The organism is Streptomyces sp. NPDC044921 (genome assembly GCF_056432865.1).
Genome location: NZ_JBWKIF010000005.1, coordinates 125772 through 142454 on the forward strand (window position 1 = coordinate 125772; position 16683 = coordinate 142454).

Genomic DNA, 16683 nt, shown 5'->3' on the forward strand with positions numbered 1-16683 from the left:
GTCACCTGCCGGGGGTCGATGCGGTGCCGTCGGACATGGCCTCGGGGGCGAGCACCAGGGGGACGTGGGCGGAGGCCGGCCGGACGCCGGGGGCGGGGCTGGGGACGCCCTTGACCGTGCCGTCGGGGCTCAGGAAGGCGGGGTCACCACCGGGGACCATGCCGAGTTCCCGGGCGCGGCGCTGGAGGGCCTCGGGGGCGGAGTAGGCGTCGATGTCCCGCTGGAGGGCCTGCTCCTCGTCGGTGAGGTTCTTGGTCTCGCGCTGGAGGTCGTCGAGCTGGAACGCGCCCTCGCTGACGGCCGAGTTCAGCACGAGGAGGCAGATGAGACCGCCGCCGAGGAGGAGGACGACCAGCAGGACGAAGGGGGTGCGGGCGGCCTGCCCCGGGCCGGTGGGCAGGAGCCGCGCGAGCCGTGCCGCCCGGCCCGTCAGTTCGGGTCTACTGCTCACGCGCACTCCCTCGGCTCCGGCACACCGGCCCATGACTCGCGCACGCGCCGCGGGCCCAGGACGGACACGCGCCGCGCGCCCGCGCACCACCGGCCCGGGACGACCGCCCGTCGCCTTCACGGACACCACCGGCCCAGGACACCCACGTGCCCCCCGACCGCGCACCACCGGCCCGGGACGACCGCGCGACACGCGCCCGCGCCTCTCCGGTACGGAACGACCGTGCGTCGCACCTCCGCGCCGCATCGGACCAGGCCAACCACCCGCCGCACGCTCGCCCACCACCGGCCCGGAACGACCGCACGACACGCGCCCGCGCCTCTCCGGTGAGGGACGATCGTGCGTCGCACGCTCGCGCTTCACCCGCCCGGGACGACCGCGCGTCACACGCTCGCGCTTCACCGGCCCGGCAGAACAGCGCGTCGCGCATCCGCGCTGCCCCGGTGCGGGACCACCCGTGGCTCACTCGACGTCCTCCCTGATGCGCTCGGCGCCGCGCAGCCGCGCCGGTGCCGCTCGCCGGTTCTCGGCGATCTCCTCCTCGGTGGGGAGTTCGGCACCGCGGGTGAGCAGCTTGAGCCGCGGCTGGTAGCGCTCGGGCACGACCGGCAGCCCGGGCGGCGCGGTGCTGGCGGCGCCCGCCGCGAACACCTGCTTGACCAGGCGGTCCTCCAGCGAGTGGTACGACAGCACGGCGATCCGCCCGCCCACGTCCAGCGCCTTCACGGCGGCCGGGATCGCCCGCTCCAGGACGGCGAGTTCGCCGTTGACCTCGATGCGCAGGGCCTGGAACGTGCGCTTGGCGGGGTTTCCGCCGGTGCGCTTGGCCGCCTGCGGCAGGGCGTCGCGGATCAGCTCGACCAGCCGCGCGCTGGTGCTGAACGGCTCCTTCTCCCGCTCCCGCACGATCGCGCTGACGATCCGCTTGGCCTGCTTCTCCTCGCCGTACGCCCGCAGGATGCGGACCAGTTCGCCCGGCGGGTACGTGTTGAGGACCTCCGCGGCGCTGACCCCGGTCGTCTGGTCCATCCGCATGTCGAGCGGGGCGTCCTGGGCGTAGGCGAAGCCGCGGCCGGCCTCGTCGAGCTGCATGGAGGAGACGCCGAGGTCGAACAGGACGCCCTGCACGCGCGCGATGCCGAGCCGCCGCAGCACGTCGGGGAGTTCGTCGTAGACGGCGTGGACGAGGGTGGCGCGCTCGCCGTGGGACGCGAGGCGCTCGCCGGACAGGCGCAGGGCCTCCTTGTCGCGGTCCAGGGCGACGAGGCGGACCTGCGGGAACCGCTCCAGGAGTGCCTCGCTGTGGCCGCCGAGGCCGAGGGTGCAGTCGACGACCACGGCGTCCGGGCCCTCAAGGGCGGGTGCCAGCAGGTCCAGGCACCGCTGGAGCATCACCGGGACGTGTCGACTCTCGCTCAAGGGGCCCTCTCAGATCCGGCGGGCCCGTACGCACCGCCGGGTGACCGCCCGCTCGGGAGGAGGCCTGCCGGCGCCGGAAGCGTCAGTCGACCGGGAGCGGGAGGAGGCCGAGCCGTACGTACGCGCCGCGCACGCGGGGAGATCTCCGGTCGTCGCCGGGGTCTCCGGGAATTCAGTCCAGCGGGGAGAGTCTCGCCTCCCGCTTCGCGTCACTTTAGTCCACCCTGTGTCGCGGTCAATCAACCGGCCTGCGCGTCGCAACCCACGGCACACCACCCCTGTGGGTTACCTCACTACAAGCCACGATGGCGTTCTTTGTCCCCTCTCACAGCGGGACGAGAACACCGGTGACCAGTAACGTCATGGTTATGACGACTTCTGCATCGGTTCCCACTGGCCCCCACGCCGCGACCACCGGCGGCACCGTCACCGACCGGCTCGTCGAAGCGAACCAGCGCTACGCCGAGGCCTTCACCGATCCCGGCATGGACGCCCGCCCCGTCCTGCACGTCGCCGTCGTGGCCTGCATGGACGCCCGCCTCGACCTGCACGCCGCGCTCGGTCTGGAGCTCGGTGACTGCCACACGATCCGCAACGCGGGCGGTGTGGTCACCGACGACGTGATCCGCTCCCTCACCATCAGCCAGCGCAAGCTGGGCACCCGCAGCGTGGTCCTCATCCACCACACGGGCTGCGGCCTGGAGAGCCTCACCGAGGACTTCCGCAACGAGCTGGAGGCGGAGGTCGGCCAGCGCCCGGCGTGGGCCGTGGAGTCCTTCCGGGACGTCGACCAGGACGTCCGGCAGTCGATGCAGCGCGTGCGCACCTCGCCGTTCCTGCTGCACACCGACGACGTGCGCGGATTCGTCTTCGACGTGAAGACCGGCCTGCTGCGCGAGGTCGATCCCGCCTCCTGACCTCGCGGCCCACCCCGTCCCGCAACCGCCCGTAGCTGTCGAAACCCTGTCAGTCACGCGTTCGAATGGCCGTAAGACCGACATATCGCGGCCAGTTGTCCACAGTCGAGTGACACGAATCGGTAACGGCAGCAAGAATGCGGGAGTGGCGTCGCGCGGAACTTTTCCCGCGTGCTGTCCGTGTTCGGGGTGGGCAGGCCCGCGTCATGCGGCGTCGGCCCGGGAAAATGGGGTATCCCGTGCTTCCTGGGAGCAGGGGAAAGGCCGAGGAGGGCCGGGTGACGACCTATGACGATCGAGCGAGCCTCACTGATCTGACCGCCGTGGTGGAGCGCGTGCGGGATTCGGTGGAAGGCGTGATCGAGGGCAAGCCCGAGGTCGTACGGCTCTCGCTGACCGTACTGCTCGCCGAGGGGCATCTGTTGATCGAGGATGTCCCGGGCGTCGGCAAGACGATGCTGGCCAAGGCGCTGGCGCGGTCCATCGACTGTTCCGTGCGGCGCATCCAGTTCACGCCCGACCTGCTGCCCTCGGACATCACCGGTGTGTCCATCTGGGACCAGCAGCGCCGGGACTTCGAGTTCAAGCCGGGCGCGATCTTCGCGCAGGTGGTGATCGGCGACGAGATCAACCGCGCCTCGCCCAAGACGCAGTCCGCGCTGCTGGAGTCGATGGAGGAGCGCCAGGTCACCATCGACGGCAAGACCTACGAGCTGCCCAGTCCCTTCATGGTGGTGGCGACGCAGAACCCGGTCGAGATGGAGGGGACCTACCCGCTGCCGGAGGCCCAGCGCGACCGCTTCATGGCCCGTGTCTCGGTCGGCTACCCGAGCGCGGAGGCCGAGCTGCAGATGCTGGACGTGCACGGCGGCGTCTCGCCGCTGGAGGACCTCCAGCCGGTGGCGCACGCGCACGAGATCCTCAAGCTGATCGAGGCGGTGCGCGGGGTGCACGTGGCCGAGCCGGTCCGGCGCTACGCGGTCGACCTGGTCGGCGCCACGCGCACGCACCCCGACCTGAGACTGGGCGCCTCCCCGCGCGCCACGCTGCACCTGCTGCGCGCGGCGAAGGCCTCCGCGGCCCTGAGCGGCCGGGAGTACGCGCTGCCGGACGACGTGCAGGCCCTCGCCGTCGCCGTCCTGGCCCACCGCCTGCTGCCCACCGCGCAGGCCCAGCTCAACCGCCGCACGGCCGAGCAGGTCGTCGAGGAGATCCTGCAGCGCACGCCGGTGCCGGCGTCGCCCCAGCAGCAGAGCGGCTTCGGCGCCGTGGGCCGCGCCGCGCCGGTCTATCCCTCGCACCCGCCGCGGAGGCTGTGATGACCACCGCGGGGACGGGGCAGGCGGAGGCCGACCGGGGCGAGAAGGGCGGCGTCCGCACCGCCCTGGCCGGTCTGACCACCCGCGGGCGCTCCTTCCTGGCCGCCGGTGTCGCGGCCGCCGTCTGCTCGTACGTGCTCGGGCAGGCCGACCTGTTGCGCGTCGGGCTGCTGCTGGCGGTGCTGCCGCTGGTGTGCGCGGCGGTGCTGTACCGCACGCGCTACCGGGTCGCGGGCAGCCGCCGGCTCTCCCCCGCGCGGGTGCCCGCCGGCAGCGAGGCGCGGGTGCACCTGCGGATGGACAACGTCTCGCGGCTGCCCACGGGCCTGCTGATGCTCCAGGACCGCGTGCCGTACGTGCTCGGTCCCCGGCCCCGTTTCGTCCTGGACCGGGTGGAGGCGGGCGGGCGCCGCGAGGTGTCCTACCGGGTCCGGTCCGACCTGCGCGGCCGCTATCCCCTCGGCCCGCTCCAGCTGCGCCTGACCGACCCGTTCGGCATGTGCGAGCTGACCCGGTCCTTCTCCTCGTACGACACGCTGACGGTGATCCCGCGCGTGGAGCCGCTGGCGCCGGTGCGGATGAGCGGCGAGGCGAAGGGGTACGGCGACGGGCGGCAGCGCTCGCTCGCGCTGGCCGGCGAGGACGACGTGATCCCGCGCGGCTACCGCTACGGCGACGACCTGCGCCGCGTGCACTGGCGCTCGACCGCCCGCTACGGCGAGCTGATGGTGCGCCGCGAGGAACAGCCCCAGCGCGCCCGTTGCACGGTGCTGCTCGACACCCGCGGCATCGCCTACGAGGGCGCGGGCCCCGACTCGGCCTTCGAGTGGGCCGTCGGGGGCGCCGCCTCCGTGCTGGTGCACATGCTCGAACGCGGCTTCTCGGTCCGGCTGCTGACGGACACCGGCAACGCGGTGCCCGGTGAGGGCGGCGACGGCTTCGCGGGCGCGAGCCAGGAGTCGGCGGACGCGGCCGGGCTGATGATGGACACCCTCGCGGTGGTCGACCACTCCGACGGCGCGGGCCTGTCCCGGGCCTACGACGTGATCCGCGGCGGGAACGAGGGGCTGCTGGTGGCCTTCCTCGGCGACCTGGACGAGGAGCAGGCGGCCGTGGTCGCCCGGATGCGGCAGCGCAGCGGCGGCGCGGTGGCCTTCGTACTGGACAGCGACACCTGGACGCGGGAACCGAGCGACGTGCCCGGTCCGTTGGACGGGAGCGGGGAACGGCTGCGCATGCTGCGCGAGGCGGGGTGGACGGTCCTCGGCGTGCCGCGGGGCGCCTCGCTGGACGAGCTGTGGCGGCAGGCCGACCGGGAGCGCCGGGGCGTGGCCGCCGCGAGCGGCGGGGAGGGACCGTGATGAGCGGGCGGGTACGACTGACGCTGGGCGCGTGGGCGGCCACGCTGATGGCCGCGTGCGCCCTGCTGCCCTTGGTCGAGCCGGCCACCTGGATCGTCCAGGCGGCGTTCCTGCTGGCCGTGCAGGCGGGCGTGGGCGCCGCGGCCCGCCGGGTGCCGCTGGCCCGGCCGCTCACGGTGGCGGCGCAGGCCCTGGTGACCCTGCTGCTGCTGACCTTCGTGTTCGCCCGCGAGCAGGCACTGGCCGGGCTGGTCCCCGGACCGCAGGCCTTCGAGCGCTTCGCGCTCCTGCTGGAGCAGGGCGGGCAGGACATCGCGCGGTACGCGATCCCGGCGCCCCTGGAGTCCGACGGCATCAGGCTGATGCTCATCGGCGGGGTGCTGGTCATCGGGCTGCTGGTGGACACGCTCGCGGTGACCTTCCGCAGTGCCGCCCCGGCCGGCCTGCCGCTGCTCGCGCTGTACTCGGTCGCGGCGGGACTGTCCGACGGGGGCACCGACTGGCTGTGGTTCCTGGTCGCGGCCGCCGGCTACCTTATGCTGCTGCTGGCCGAGGGACGGGACCGGCTCTCGCAGTGGGGCCGGGTCTTCGGCGGCGCCGCGCACACGACGACGGGCGAGCCGAGCGGGGGCGCCGCGGCCCCGGTGCGCACCGGCCGGCGCATCGGCGTGGTCGCGCTGGGCATCGCCCTGGTGGTGCCGCTCGGCCTGCCCACGATGAACGGCGGGCTGCTGGACTCGGTCGGGGCGGGCGCGGGCGCCGGCTCGGGCGGCGGCGGCACGATCTCCGCGGTGAACCCGCTGGTGTCGCTGCGGGACAGCCTGAACGCGGACGAGGACCAGCAGGTCCTGTCCGTCAAGACCGAGATGGCGGACGTCTCGGACCTGTACCTGCGGATCGTGTCCCTGGACGACTTCGACGGCACCACCTGGAAGCCGTCGCGACGGTCCATCACCGCCGTCCCCGACGGCACGTTCCCGGCCCCGATCGGCCTCTCCCCCGACGTCAAGCGCGCGGAGGTCGACACCTCGATCTCCGCGGCCGACTGGTACGCGCAGGACTGGCTGCCGATGCCGTACCCGCCGAGCGGCGTGCGCATCAGCGGCAACTGGCGGTACGAGCCGCTGGGCATGACCCTGGTCGGTGACCACGGGCAGAACACACGGGGCCTGACCTACCAGGTCAGGAGCCTGGACGTGCAGCCGACGGCGGAGCAGCTCGCCTCGGCCGGGCCGCCGCCCGAGGCCATCCGGCGTGACTTCACCGAGCTGCCCGACTCGCTCCCGGCCGTCGTGGCGCGCACGGCCCGCCAGGTCACCTCGGGCGCCGCCGACCCGTACGACCAGGCGGTGAAGCTGCAGGACTGGTTCGCCGTGACCGGCGGCTTCGAGTACGACACGCAGGTGCAGGTCGGCAGCGGCTCGGAGGCGATCGCCCGGTTCCTGCGGGACAAGCAGGGCTTCTGCGTGCACTTCTCCTTCGCCATGGCGGCGATGGCCCGCTCCCTGGACATACCGGCCAGGGTCGCGGTGGGCTTCGCGCCCGGTTCCCCGCAGGCGGACGGTTCGGTGTCGGTGGGGCTGCGTGACGCGCACGCCTGGCCGGAGCTGTACTTCGAGGGCGTGGGCTGGACCCGCTTCGAGCCGACTCCCAACCGCGGGTCGATGCCGCAGTACACGCTGCCGGACACACCGGGCAGCTCGGTGCCGGACGATGTGCGCCCGACCCAGTCGGCGTCCGCCGCGCCGTCCGCGACGCCCTCGACGAGCGAGACCTGCACGGCGGAGCAGAAGAAGCTGGACGGCGGCTGCGGCAGCGAGTCGCCCCAGGCGGTGCTGCCCACCGGCGACGACGGCCCCCGGTGGTACGCCTTCCTCGCCTGGGCCCTGGCCGGCCTGGCCGTGCTGGCACTCCCGCTGGCACCGATGCTGTGGCGCCTGCGCACCCGCTCGGTCCGCCTCGGGGCGCACGGCCGCGGTGAGGCGGACGCGGCGCCGCACACCCTGGCCGTCTGGCAGGAGCTGACCGACACCGCGTGGGACTTCGGCGTCCCGCCGGACGAGTCGCTGACCCCGCGCAAGGCGGCCGCCCGCATCGTCCGCACGGGCGGTCTCGACGGCTCGGCGGCGGCGTCGGTGCACCGGGTGGCGGACGCGGTGGAACAGGTGCTGTACGCGCCGCACCCGCGCCTCACGCCCGGCCTGACGGACGACGTCCGGCGGGTGGCGGCGGGCCTGAGCGCCGGAGCCGGCCGTACCGCGAGGCTCCGCGCGGTCCTCGCCCCGCGCTCCACGGCGCGGGTGCTGTGGGCGGTCTCGGACTGGTGGTCGGGGGTCCGGGCACGGGCCGTGGCGCTGCGCCCGAACTGGGGCAGGCACGGCTGAGACCCAGCGGGAGCCGGGCACGGACCGAAGCCTGCGGCCGCGCCCGACGAGGGCGGCACTCACCAGGGCGGTACGACCGGGAGTCGCGCGGCGAGGGCCGGTACGGCTGAGGACTGTCGGCCGAGGCCGTGCGGCTGCCGGTTGTCGGCGGAGAGCCGTTGATGAGGGCGCTCGGCTGCCGCTTGTCCGCAGGGAGCTGTCGGATGAGGGCGCTCGGCTGCCGGTTGTCCGCTGGGAGCTGTCGGATGAGGGTGGACGGCTGCCGGTTGTCCGCTGAGGAGGGTCGGCTGCCGCGTGTCCGCTGGGAGCTGTCGCTGCCAGTGGTCGGCTGCGCTGCCGGCTGAGGCCGTACGACTGAGGGCTGAGCGGCAGAGCCGGTGGGACCTGATCCCGTCCGACCGGCTTCCCGTGCGGGCTCCGGGTGCCGCACCGTTCCGCACCGCCTCCGCACCGGCCCTGCGACATCGCCGGGCCGCACTCCCAGGGCCCTGCAACGCCTGGCCGCACCCGTACTGCCCCGTGGACACCGCCCGCGGCGCCCAGCCGCGGACATCACCGGCATCGCCCGGTCGCGGCCCGTGCCGGGCACCGCCCCGCCGGCGTGCGCCGCCCCCGGACCTGCGTTCCTGGGCATGCCTCCCCAGGTATGCGTCCCCAGGTATGCGCCCGCCTCCCAGGCTCGTATCCCCGGGCATGCGTCAGGGGGTGACCACGACTCGGTGGTCACCCCCTGACGATGTGTTCATGGGGTCCTGGGAAGGACGCGCGGCTAATGACCGCCCTGCTCGTCGCGGCGCTTCTGCCAGCGCTGCTCGATGCGGTCCATCATGGAGCGCCGTGGCCGGCCCTGACGCCGGCCCTGCGGGCCCGCGGCGGTACCGGCGGCCTGTTCGCCCGGCTTGGGGGCCTTGCGCCAGCCGGTCACGGCGAGCACCGCACATCCCAGCATGACGAGGAAGCCCACGACGCTGAGCCAGACCTGCTTGGCGACCATACCGGCCATGAGGAGCGCAATACCTACGAGGAAGCCCGCGACCGCCTGGTAGACCCGCCGCCGGGTGTACGTACGCAGCCCGCTTCCCTCAAGCGCCGACGCGAACTTGGGATCTTCGGCGTACAGCGCTCGCTCCATCTGCTCGAGCATGCGCTGCTCGTGCTCCGAGAGCGGCACGGAGTCCTCCTCATCGTGCAGTCGCCGGGGCGACCCGGGGGGTCCCTTCAGGATAGGCAGGGAATCGCCCCCGTGAAACCCGCCCCTCTGCGCCAATTGGCCAACCGGAATCCGCCACGGACGTCCCGGCTCGCTGAGGCTGTCATTCCCCGGCGGCCGACCCGTCATGCCGGAACGGTCTCCCTCGATCATACGGCGCCAAGCCCCCATTCGGGGGGCCTGTGGCGTACTCCATGCGCCGCCGAGCCGCTGATCAGCGGCGGTACCCCAGGAGGCGGCTCATGCCTCACCGGCCCCCGGCGTCTCGTTGACCCCGCCGGTCTCACCGGTCTCGCCGCTCTCGCCCAGCACGTGCAGCTGCGTGGCCACCGAGTGGAAGGCCGGGAGCTCCGCCGCCGCCTCCTCCAGCTTCAGCAGCGCCTCCAGGGCGCCCGGCTCGGTGTCCACGAGGACGCCCGGGACGAGGTCGGCGAAGACCCGCACGCCGTGCACGGCGCCGACCCTGAGACCCGCGCCCTCGACCAGACCGGTGAGCTGTTCGGCGGTGAAGCGGCGCGGGACCGGGTCACCCGTGCCCCATCGTCCGTTCGGGTCGTCGAGTGCCTGCCTGGCCTCCTTGAAGTGTCCGGCGAGGGCCCGGGCCAGCACGGCGCCGCCGAGCCCGGCCGCGAGCACGCTGAGGACGCCCTCCCCGCGCAGCGCCGCGACCGCGTTGCGCACACCCTCGGCCGGGTCGTCCACGTACTCCAGGACGCCGTGGCACAGCACCGCGTCGTAGCCGCCGCGCTCGGCCACGTCGAAGAGGCCGTGGGCGTCGCCCTGCACGCCCTTGACGCGGTCGGCGACACCGGCTTCGGCGGCGCGGCGCTCCAGCGCGAACAGCGCGTTGGGGCTGGGGTCGACGACGGTGACCCGGTGGCCGAGACGGGCGACGGGCACGGCGAAGTGGCCGCTGCCGCCTCCGGTGTCGAGGACGTCCAGCGACTCCCGGCCCGTGGCCTTGACGCGGCGGTCCAGGGCGTCCTGGAGGACATCCCAGACCACGGCGGTACGGAGTGAGGCGCGGGGGCGCATCGGGTCCGACACGGCAGTTGACTCCTCGGCGCGGCACCGCCTCTTGCGCGGCGGAGCGAACGGGCTGCCTTCCCCGGCCCCGGCCTCGGGGAGGGAAGACTTCAGGCGTCCCCCACCCTATTGCCTCCGGCCCGGCGCCCGGCATGCCCGGTGCCGGCACCTTCGCGGCCGGTCAGCCCGCGTCCGGCATGTCCGCCCCCGCTCCCCGGTCGTCGGGCCGGTCCTGGTCGGGCCGGGGCTGCGGGAGGACCGGCTGGAGGACCAGCATGCGCTCGACGAGGCGCAGGAACATCGACACGTCGCGTATCAGGTCGTCGGCGTCCCGATCGGTGGCCGCGCCCTGGATGCCCGCCTCGGCCCGGGCGCGGCGCCGGGCGCCGGAGGCGAACAGCGCGCTCCACTCGGACAGTTCGGGCGCGATCTCGGGGAGCACTTCCCACGCGCTTCGGATCTTGGCCCGCGCCCGGGGCGAGGTCTCCGGCCTGCCGCGGGCGGCGAGCACGGCGGCGGCGGTGCGCAGGGCGGCCAGGTGGGCCCTCGCGTAGCGCTCGTTGGGGGTCTCCAGGACGGCGGCCTCGTCCAGACCGGCGCGGGCCTGGGCGAGCAGGTCGAGGGCGGCGGGCGGGGCAGAGGCCCGGCGCAGCACGGGGTGCACGTCGCTCGCCGGGCCGGTCAGTGAGGGGGCAGGGCCGGTGGCGCGGCGCCGGCGGGCGGCTGCTGCGTGGTAGCTGGCCATGACGAACCTCCTGTCGTCTGTGTGACGGCGCGTCCGTTACGGAGTGCCGTATGTGACCCATCGTGAGGTATGGCACTGACAATCCGATCTGACCTGCCGTTTTGCCTCGCTCGTAGGTTCGGAGTAATTTTTGCACTGACCAGTCAGTTCAATTTGTGGGGAGTCTTGTGGGGGAACCGACGGGAGGGGTGCGGATCGCCGCCGAGGGTCTCGGGATCAAGGGGCCCAGAGGGTGGGCGGTCCGGGGGATCTCGGTGGAGGCCGCGCCTGGGACGCTCGTCGCGCTGGAGGGTCCGTCGGGGTCCGGCCGGACGTGTCTGCTGCTGGCGCTGACGGGGCGGATGAAGGTCACGGAGGGCACGGCGGCGATCGGCGACGCCCGGCTGCCGAAGCAGATGCCGGCGGTGCGCCGGGTCAGCGCCCTGGCGCACGTGCCGGGGGTCACCGACCTGGATCCGGCGCTCACGGTCGGCGAGCAGCTGCGGGAGCGGGCCCTGCTCCAGCGCCGCTTCGGCGCTTCCCTGCGCGGCCTGCTGCGGCCCCGCGGCGAGCGGGCGGCCGAGGCCGGACGGCGCGTCGGCGCGGCGCTGGCCGCCGCCGGTCTCGACCTGGAGAGCCTGCCCAAGGGGCCGCGTACCGCCGTACGGGACCTGGAGCGCCTCGAAGCCCTGCGGCTGTCGGTCGCGCTCGCACTGGTCGGCCGCCCCCGGCTGCTCGGCGTCGACGACACCGACCTCAAGCTCTCGGACGCCGAGCGGGTCGAGGTCTGGGCCCTGCTCAGGTCCCTCACGGAGGCCGGGACGACGGTCGTGGCGGTGTGCAGCGAGGCGCCCGCGGACGCCCTGCGGGTGTCCACCCAGGACCGGGACGCGCAGGCCACCGGGCACGCCCCGGGCACCGGGGGCGAGCAGTCCCGGGAGGAGGGCCGGGGCACCGGGGGCGAACAGTCCCCGCAGGAGGACCCGGGCACCGAGGGCGAACAGTCCCCGCAGGAGGACCGGGGCACCGGGGGCGGGCGGACCGCCGGGGGTCGGCAGCCCGCCGCAGACCGGGAATCCGCCGGAGACCGGCAGTCCAGCGTCGGCGAGAACGCAGATCAGGGAGATCAGGGAGAGGGGAAGGCCGATGCGCTCGCCGAGACTGGCCGCTCTTGAGCTCCGCCGCTTCGGCCGGGGCAAGCTGCCGCGCGCCGCACTCGTCGCGCTGCTGGTGCTGCCGCTGCTGTACGGCGCGCTGTACCTGTGGTCGTTCTGGGACCCGTACGGCCGCCTGGACCGCATCCCCGTGGCGCTGGTGAACGACGACAGGGGAGCGACCGCCGACGGCAGGAGGATCACGGCGGGCGACGACATCGCCAAGGGCCTGCGCGACAGCAAGACCTTCGACTGGCACGAGGTCGGCGCCGCCGAGGCCCGCAGGGGCGTCGAGGACGGCACGTACTACCTGTCGCTCACCATGCCCGCCGACTTCAGCGAGCGGATCGCCTCCAGCTCCGGCAACACCCCGGAGACCGGCGCCCTGCAGGTGCGCACCAACGACGCCAACAACTACATCGTCGGCCAGATCTCCCGGACGGTGTTCGGCGAGGTGCGGCAGGCCGCGTCCACGAAGACCTCGCGCTCCTTCCTGGACCGGATTTTCGTGTCGTTCTCCGACATCCACGGCCGGACCGTCCGGGCCGCCAAGGGCGCCGACCGGCTCAACAGCGGCATCGGCAAGGCGGAGAAGGGCTCCAAGGACCTCGCCGACGGCCTGAAGGACGCGGAGGCCGGCAGCGGCAGGCTCGCCAGTGCCCTGAAGAAGCTCACCAAGGGCGCGGGCGACCTGAAGGACGGCTCCCAGGGGGTCGCGGACGGCACGCAGACGCTCGCCGGCAAGGTCAACGGCACCGCGGGCAAGGTCCGTCCCTTCCTGAAGGGCAACGAGAAGGCCATCGGTGACACGGCCCAGCTCGTCGCCGACTCCTCCGGGGCGGTCCGCAAGCACCTGGAGGCCCTGGTGAAGAGGGCCCCGACCGCGGCCAAGGGCGCCCGCGCGGCGTCCGCCACGCTGACCGACGTCCACACCCGGCGCTGCGAGGACCCCGCCCTGCCGGACGCCGCCTGCGCCGACCTCGAGAAGGCCAAGGACGCGGCCGCCGACGTGACCCTGATCGCCGACGACCTCAACACGCTGATCGCGGACCAGGACGGCGACCTGGACGAGCTGGACAAGAACCTCGCCATCCTGCAGAAGCAGTCCCAGGCGCTGGCCGACCGCGCGCCCCACCTGTCCGAGGACCTCGACGACGCCGTCAAGAAGATCAACAAGCTCAACGACGGGGCCGCCCGGGTCGCCGCGGGCGCCAAGAAGCTGCACACCGGGCTCGGCAAGGCCAAGACCGGGGCCGTGGACCTGGACGAGGGCGTCGGTGAACTCAAGACCGGCGCGGACGACCTCAACGGCGGCATCTTCAAGCTCGTCGACGGCTCCGGCCGGCTCGCCGGCGGGCTGCACGACGGGGCGGAGAAGATCCCCGACTACGACAAGCCGGACCGCGAGCGGCGTACCGAGGTCATGGCCGACCCCGTGCGGCTCGCCTCCCAGGACCTGCACAAGGCGCCCAACTACGGCACCGGGTTCGCGCCGTACTTCATCCCGCTGTCCCTGTGGGTGGGCGCGATGGTGGCGTACATGCTGATCGCGCCGATGAACCGGCGCGCGCTCGCCGCGGGCGCGCCGGCGTGGCGGATCGCGCTGGCGGGCTGGCTGCCCGTGGTGGCGATCGGGGTGCTGCAGACGGTGGCGCTGATGGCGGTGCTGCACTGGGCGGTCGGCCTGGAGATGGTGCGGGCGGCCGGGACGGTGGGCTTCCTGTTCCTGGTGACGGCGTGCTTCGCGGCGATCGTGCAGTGGCTGAACGCGCGCTTCGGGGCGGCGGGCCGGATCCTCGTGCTCGCGCTGCTGATGCTCCAGCTGACCTCGGCGGGCGGCACGTACCCCGTGCAGACCAGCCCGGGCTTCTTCAACGCGCTGCACCCGTTCCTGCCGATGAGCTACGTCGTCGAGGCGCTGCGGCGGCTCATCACCGGCGGTGGTCTCGAACCGGTGTGGCAGGGGTGCGTAGTGCTGACGGCGTTCACCGCCGGCGCGCTCGCGCTGACCGCCGTGGCGGCCCGCCGGCGCCAGGTGTGGACGCTGGACCGGCTGCACCCGGAGCTGAGCCTGTGACCCCTTCCGTCACGTCTCCCGGAAAGGTTCCTGTGACAATCAGGGCCATGGAAAGCAGCAGTGTCGCGTCGGGCGGCAGCACGCGCCGCGAGGCCACCCGGCAAAAGCTCTACGAGGCGGCCGTCACGCTCATCGCCGAGCAGGGGTTCTCCGCCACCACCGTGGACGAGATCGCCGAGCGTGCCGGGGTCGCGAAGGGCACGGTCTACTACAACTTCGCGAGCAAGTCCGTCCTCTTCGAGGAACTGCTGCGGCACGGGGTGGGCCTCCTCACCGCCTCGCTCCGGGAAGCGGCCGAGCGCACCGCCCGGGACGGCGGCGGCAAGGTCGACGCACTGGACGCGATGATCCGCGCGGGCCTGGTCTTCATCGACCGCTACCCGGCCTTCACACAGCTGTACGTGGCCGAGCTGTGGCGCACCAACCGGGCCTGGCAGTCGACGCTGATGGTGGTGCGGCAGGAGGCCGTCGCGGTCGTGGAGGGCGTCCTGCGCGAGGGTGTCGGCAACGGTGAGCTCAGCGAGGAGATCGATGTGCCGCTGACGGCGGCGGCCCTGGTCGGCATGGTCCTGGTGGCGGCGCTCGACTGGAAGTCCTTCCAGCCGGAGCGCTCCCTGGACGACGTCCACGCGGCGCTGTCGCGGCTGCTCCAGGGGCGGGTCAGCGGCTGCCGCTGACGGCGCCGCCGGTGCCCGGACGAAAGCGCCGGTCCGCTGTGGCCGCGTCCCCCGCGGGCCACCTCGAACCGGCGCCTTCCGTGCTCCCCCGTTTCCCCTGCTCCCCCGTGCGTCCCCCCGCAGGGCCCCCGTTGCGGTCGTCCCCCGGTTCTCCCCCGTGCCTCGCTCCCGCCGACACGCCGTCGGCGGAAGGAGCGGATCGCGGGCCGGCCCCGTTCCGGCGCCCCGTGTCGCCGGTGCCGGAGCCGAGCCCCTCTCCGTGTCTCCACTCTCTCCTGCACGCGGGTCCCGCCCCATCCGCGCGCGTACTCAACTCCCCCACTAGGTACGAGTACTCAGTCCTGCGTGCGCGGGCCCACGGCGCTGTGCCGCCGCCTGGTCCCGAACGCGTCCGCGCCCGTACTCGCCGGGTGGCCCGGCCGGCCCGCCGGGGCGGCCGATAAAGTCCCTGGCATGGCACGGATTGCGGTGATCGGCGCCGGGATGGGCGCGCTGGCGGCCGCCGCCCGGCTGGCCGTCGCGGGCCACCGGGTGGCGGTGTACGAACGGACGGACACGTACGGCGGAGCGCTGCGCCGCTTCGAGCGCGACGGTTTCTCCTTCGACACCGGGCCCGGCCTGCTGCCGCTGCCCGCCGTCTACCGCGACCTGTTCGTCAAGACCGGCAAGGAGCCGCTGGAGGCGTGCGTCGAGCTGGTCCAGGTCGACCCCTCGTCCCGGCACGTGTTCGCGGACGGCACGGCGGTGTCGCTGCCGAACGCCTCCCGCGCGGGTGTCGTCGCCGCCCTGGACGAGGCTCTCGGCGCGGGTGCCGGGAAGCGGTGGGGCGACTTCCTGGTGCGGGCCCGCGAGGCCTGGGACCGGACCCGCCGCCCCCTCCTGGAGGAGCCCCTGTGGCCCAACTGGCAGGTGCTGGCCGAGCGCGAGCCCTACCCGGCGGTGCCCCACAAGCGCCTGCTGCGCACCCGCCGGGCCGGCACGCTCGCCGAGGTCGGGGCCTGGGAGCTGCGCGATCCCCGGCTCACGGCCCTGCTGGAGGGGTACGCCCTCGCCTGGGGTCTGGACCCCCGGACCGCCCCGGCCAGCGCGGCCGTCCTGCCGTACATGGAGCACGCCTTCGGCACCTGGTACGTGCGCGGCGGGATGCGCGAGCTGGCCCGGGCGGTGTACGAGCGGTGCGTGGCCCGGCGGGTGGAGTTCCACTTCGGCGCCGACGTCACGGCCGTCCGGGAGAAGGACGGCCGGGCCTGTGGGGTCGAGCTGTCCGACGGGACGGTCGCCCAGGCCGACTTCGTGGTCGCCGGGATCGCCCCCGGCGTCCTGGAGCGGCTGACGGCGGGCCACGGGGTGCGGTCCGGCGGCGAGGTGCCGCCGCGGCCGGCCACGGCCGGCCGGCTGACCGTCCTGCTCGCCCTGCGCGGCGCACGCCCCGAGGGCACGGCCCACCGCACGGTGGTGCACGCCCCGGAGCGGGAGGCGGAGTTGGCGGCCCTGTCCGGCGCGGCGGCGCGGGACACGCAGCCCACCGTGACGGTCCTGCGGCCCGGCGATCCGCGGTCGGCACCGGAGAACCACGAGGCGGTGACGCTGACGTCGGTGGTGCCCGCACGGCTGGACGGACCCTGGGACGCTCTCGCCGCACGCATGGTCAGCGCCGCCGCACGCGCCCTGCCCGACCTGCGCGACCGCCTCCTGTGGCAGGAGGTGCGCACTCCGGCCGACACCGCCGAGGAGACGGGGGCGGAGGGCGGCGCCGTGCCCGTGCCCGCGCTGGCGGCGTCCGGGGGGCGGCTGCTGCACCCGTCCAACAGCACGCGCGTGCCCGGCCTGTTCGCCGTGGGCGGCTGGGCGCACCCGGGCGGCGGGCTGCCGCACGCGGGCATGTCGGGCGCGCTGGTGGCGGGACTGATCGTGGAGGGGCCGGACTTCCGTGGCTCTCAGTGACCGGCCCGGTTCCCGGGTCC

13 protein-coding genes are annotated in these 16683 nt (G+C 74.1%); 8 read left to right on the plus strand and 5 right to left on the minus strand.

Translation table 11 applies throughout. The annotated features are described in order from the left end of the window. Nucleotide 1: 1 nt before the first annotated feature. Together ftsL and rsmH are read right to left on the minus strand one after the other, a co-directional pair. Nucleotides 2–451, minus strand: a complete 450-nt coding sequence (gene ftsL, locus AC07DA_RS09915; protein WP_479126288.1) for a cell division protein FtsL — start codon at nucleotides 449–451, stop codon at nucleotides 2–4. Between the two features lie 462 nt (nucleotides 452–913). Continuing rightward, nucleotides 914–1870, minus strand: a complete 957-nt coding sequence (gene rsmH / locus AC07DA_RS09920) for a 16S rRNA (cytosine(1402)-N(4))-methyltransferase RsmH (protein ID WP_479126290.1) — start codon at nucleotides 1868–1870, stop codon at nucleotides 914–916. Between the two features lie 305 nt (nucleotides 1871–2175). Here rsmH and AC07DA_RS09925 point away from each other — a divergent pair, with 305 nt between their 5' ends. The 4 genes from AC07DA_RS09925 to AC07DA_RS09940 all read left to right on the plus strand — a co-directional run bounded on the left by AC07DA_RS09925 (nucleotide 2176) and on the right by AC07DA_RS09940 (nucleotide 7851). After that, nucleotides 2176–2787: a beta-class carbonic anhydrase gene (locus AC07DA_RS09925; protein WP_479126292.1), complete on the plus strand. Its 612-nt coding sequence runs from the start codon at nucleotides 2176–2178 to the stop codon at nucleotides 2785–2787. A gap of 278 nt (nucleotides 2788–3065) precedes the next feature. Further along, nucleotides 3066–4106: an AAA family ATPase gene (locus AC07DA_RS09930; protein ID WP_479126294.1), complete on the plus strand. Its 1041-nt coding sequence runs from the start codon at nucleotides 3066–3068 to the stop codon at nucleotides 4104–4106. After that, nucleotides 4106–5467: a DUF58 domain-containing protein gene (locus tag AC07DA_RS09935; RefSeq protein ID WP_479126296.1), complete on the plus strand. Its 1362-nt coding sequence runs from the start codon at nucleotides 4106–4108 to the stop codon at nucleotides 5465–5467. The genes AC07DA_RS09930 and AC07DA_RS09935 overlap by 1 nt, the downstream gene beginning before the upstream one ends. After that, nucleotides 5467–7851 carry a transglutaminase TgpA family protein gene (locus AC07DA_RS09940; RefSeq protein ID WP_479126298.1) on the plus strand — a complete coding sequence of 795 codons (2385 nt, stop codon included), beginning with the start codon at nucleotides 5467–5469 and terminating at the stop codon, nucleotides 7849–7851. The genes AC07DA_RS09935 and AC07DA_RS09940 overlap by 1 nt, the downstream gene beginning before the upstream one ends. A 769-nt stretch (nucleotides 7852–8620) precedes the next feature. Here AC07DA_RS09940 and AC07DA_RS09945 read toward each other — a convergent pair. The 3 genes from AC07DA_RS09945 to AC07DA_RS09955 form a co-directional block, all read right to left on the minus strand. Next, on the minus strand, nucleotides 8621–9022 hold the full coding sequence (locus AC07DA_RS09945) for a DUF3040 domain-containing protein (protein WP_479126299.1): 402 nt from the start codon (nucleotides 9020–9022) through the stop codon (nucleotides 8621–8623). Between the two features lie 279 nt (nucleotides 9023–9301). Beyond that, complete coding sequence (locus tag AC07DA_RS09950) at nucleotides 9302–10108, minus strand: methyltransferase (protein ID WP_479126301.1); 807 nt, start codon at nucleotides 10106–10108, stop codon at nucleotides 9302–9304. 160 nt (nucleotides 10109–10268) lie between these two features. After that, nucleotides 10269–10832 carry an SAV_6107 family HEPN domain-containing protein gene (locus AC07DA_RS09955; RefSeq protein WP_479126303.1) on the minus strand — a complete coding sequence of 188 codons (564 nt, stop codon included), beginning with the start codon at nucleotides 10830–10832 and terminating at the stop codon, nucleotides 10269–10271. A gap of 167 nt (nucleotides 10833–10999) precedes the next feature. Between AC07DA_RS09955 and AC07DA_RS09960 the strand changes: the two genes are divergently transcribed. The 4 genes from AC07DA_RS09960 to AC07DA_RS09975 all read left to right on the plus strand — a co-directional run bounded on the left by AC07DA_RS09960 (nucleotide 11000) and on the right by AC07DA_RS09975 (nucleotide 16663). Further along, the gene (locus AC07DA_RS09960) at nucleotides 11000–11986 is read left to right on the plus strand and encodes an ATP-binding cassette domain-containing protein (RefSeq protein ID WP_479126305.1); all 987 of its coding nucleotides are present in this window, start codon (nucleotides 11000–11002) and stop codon (nucleotides 11984–11986) included. Next, nucleotides 11958–14042, plus strand: a complete 2085-nt coding sequence (locus tag AC07DA_RS09965) for a YhgE/Pip family protein (RefSeq protein WP_479126307.1) — start codon at nucleotides 11958–11960, stop codon at nucleotides 14040–14042. Before AC07DA_RS09960 ends, AC07DA_RS09965 begins: the two co-directional genes overlap by 29 nt. A 47-nt stretch (nucleotides 14043–14089) precedes the next feature. Beyond that, nucleotides 14090–14719, plus strand: coding sequence for a TetR/AcrR family transcriptional regulator (locus AC07DA_RS09970; RefSeq protein ID WP_479126308.1), 630 nt, complete (start codon nucleotides 14090–14092; stop codon nucleotides 14717–14719). A gap of 453 nt (nucleotides 14720–15172) precedes the next feature. After that, a complete protein-coding gene (locus tag AC07DA_RS09975) occupies nucleotides 15173–16663 on the plus strand; it encodes a phytoene desaturase family protein (protein WP_479126310.1) in 1491 nt (496 codons plus the stop codon). Nucleotides 16664–16683 lie beyond the last annotated feature (20 nt).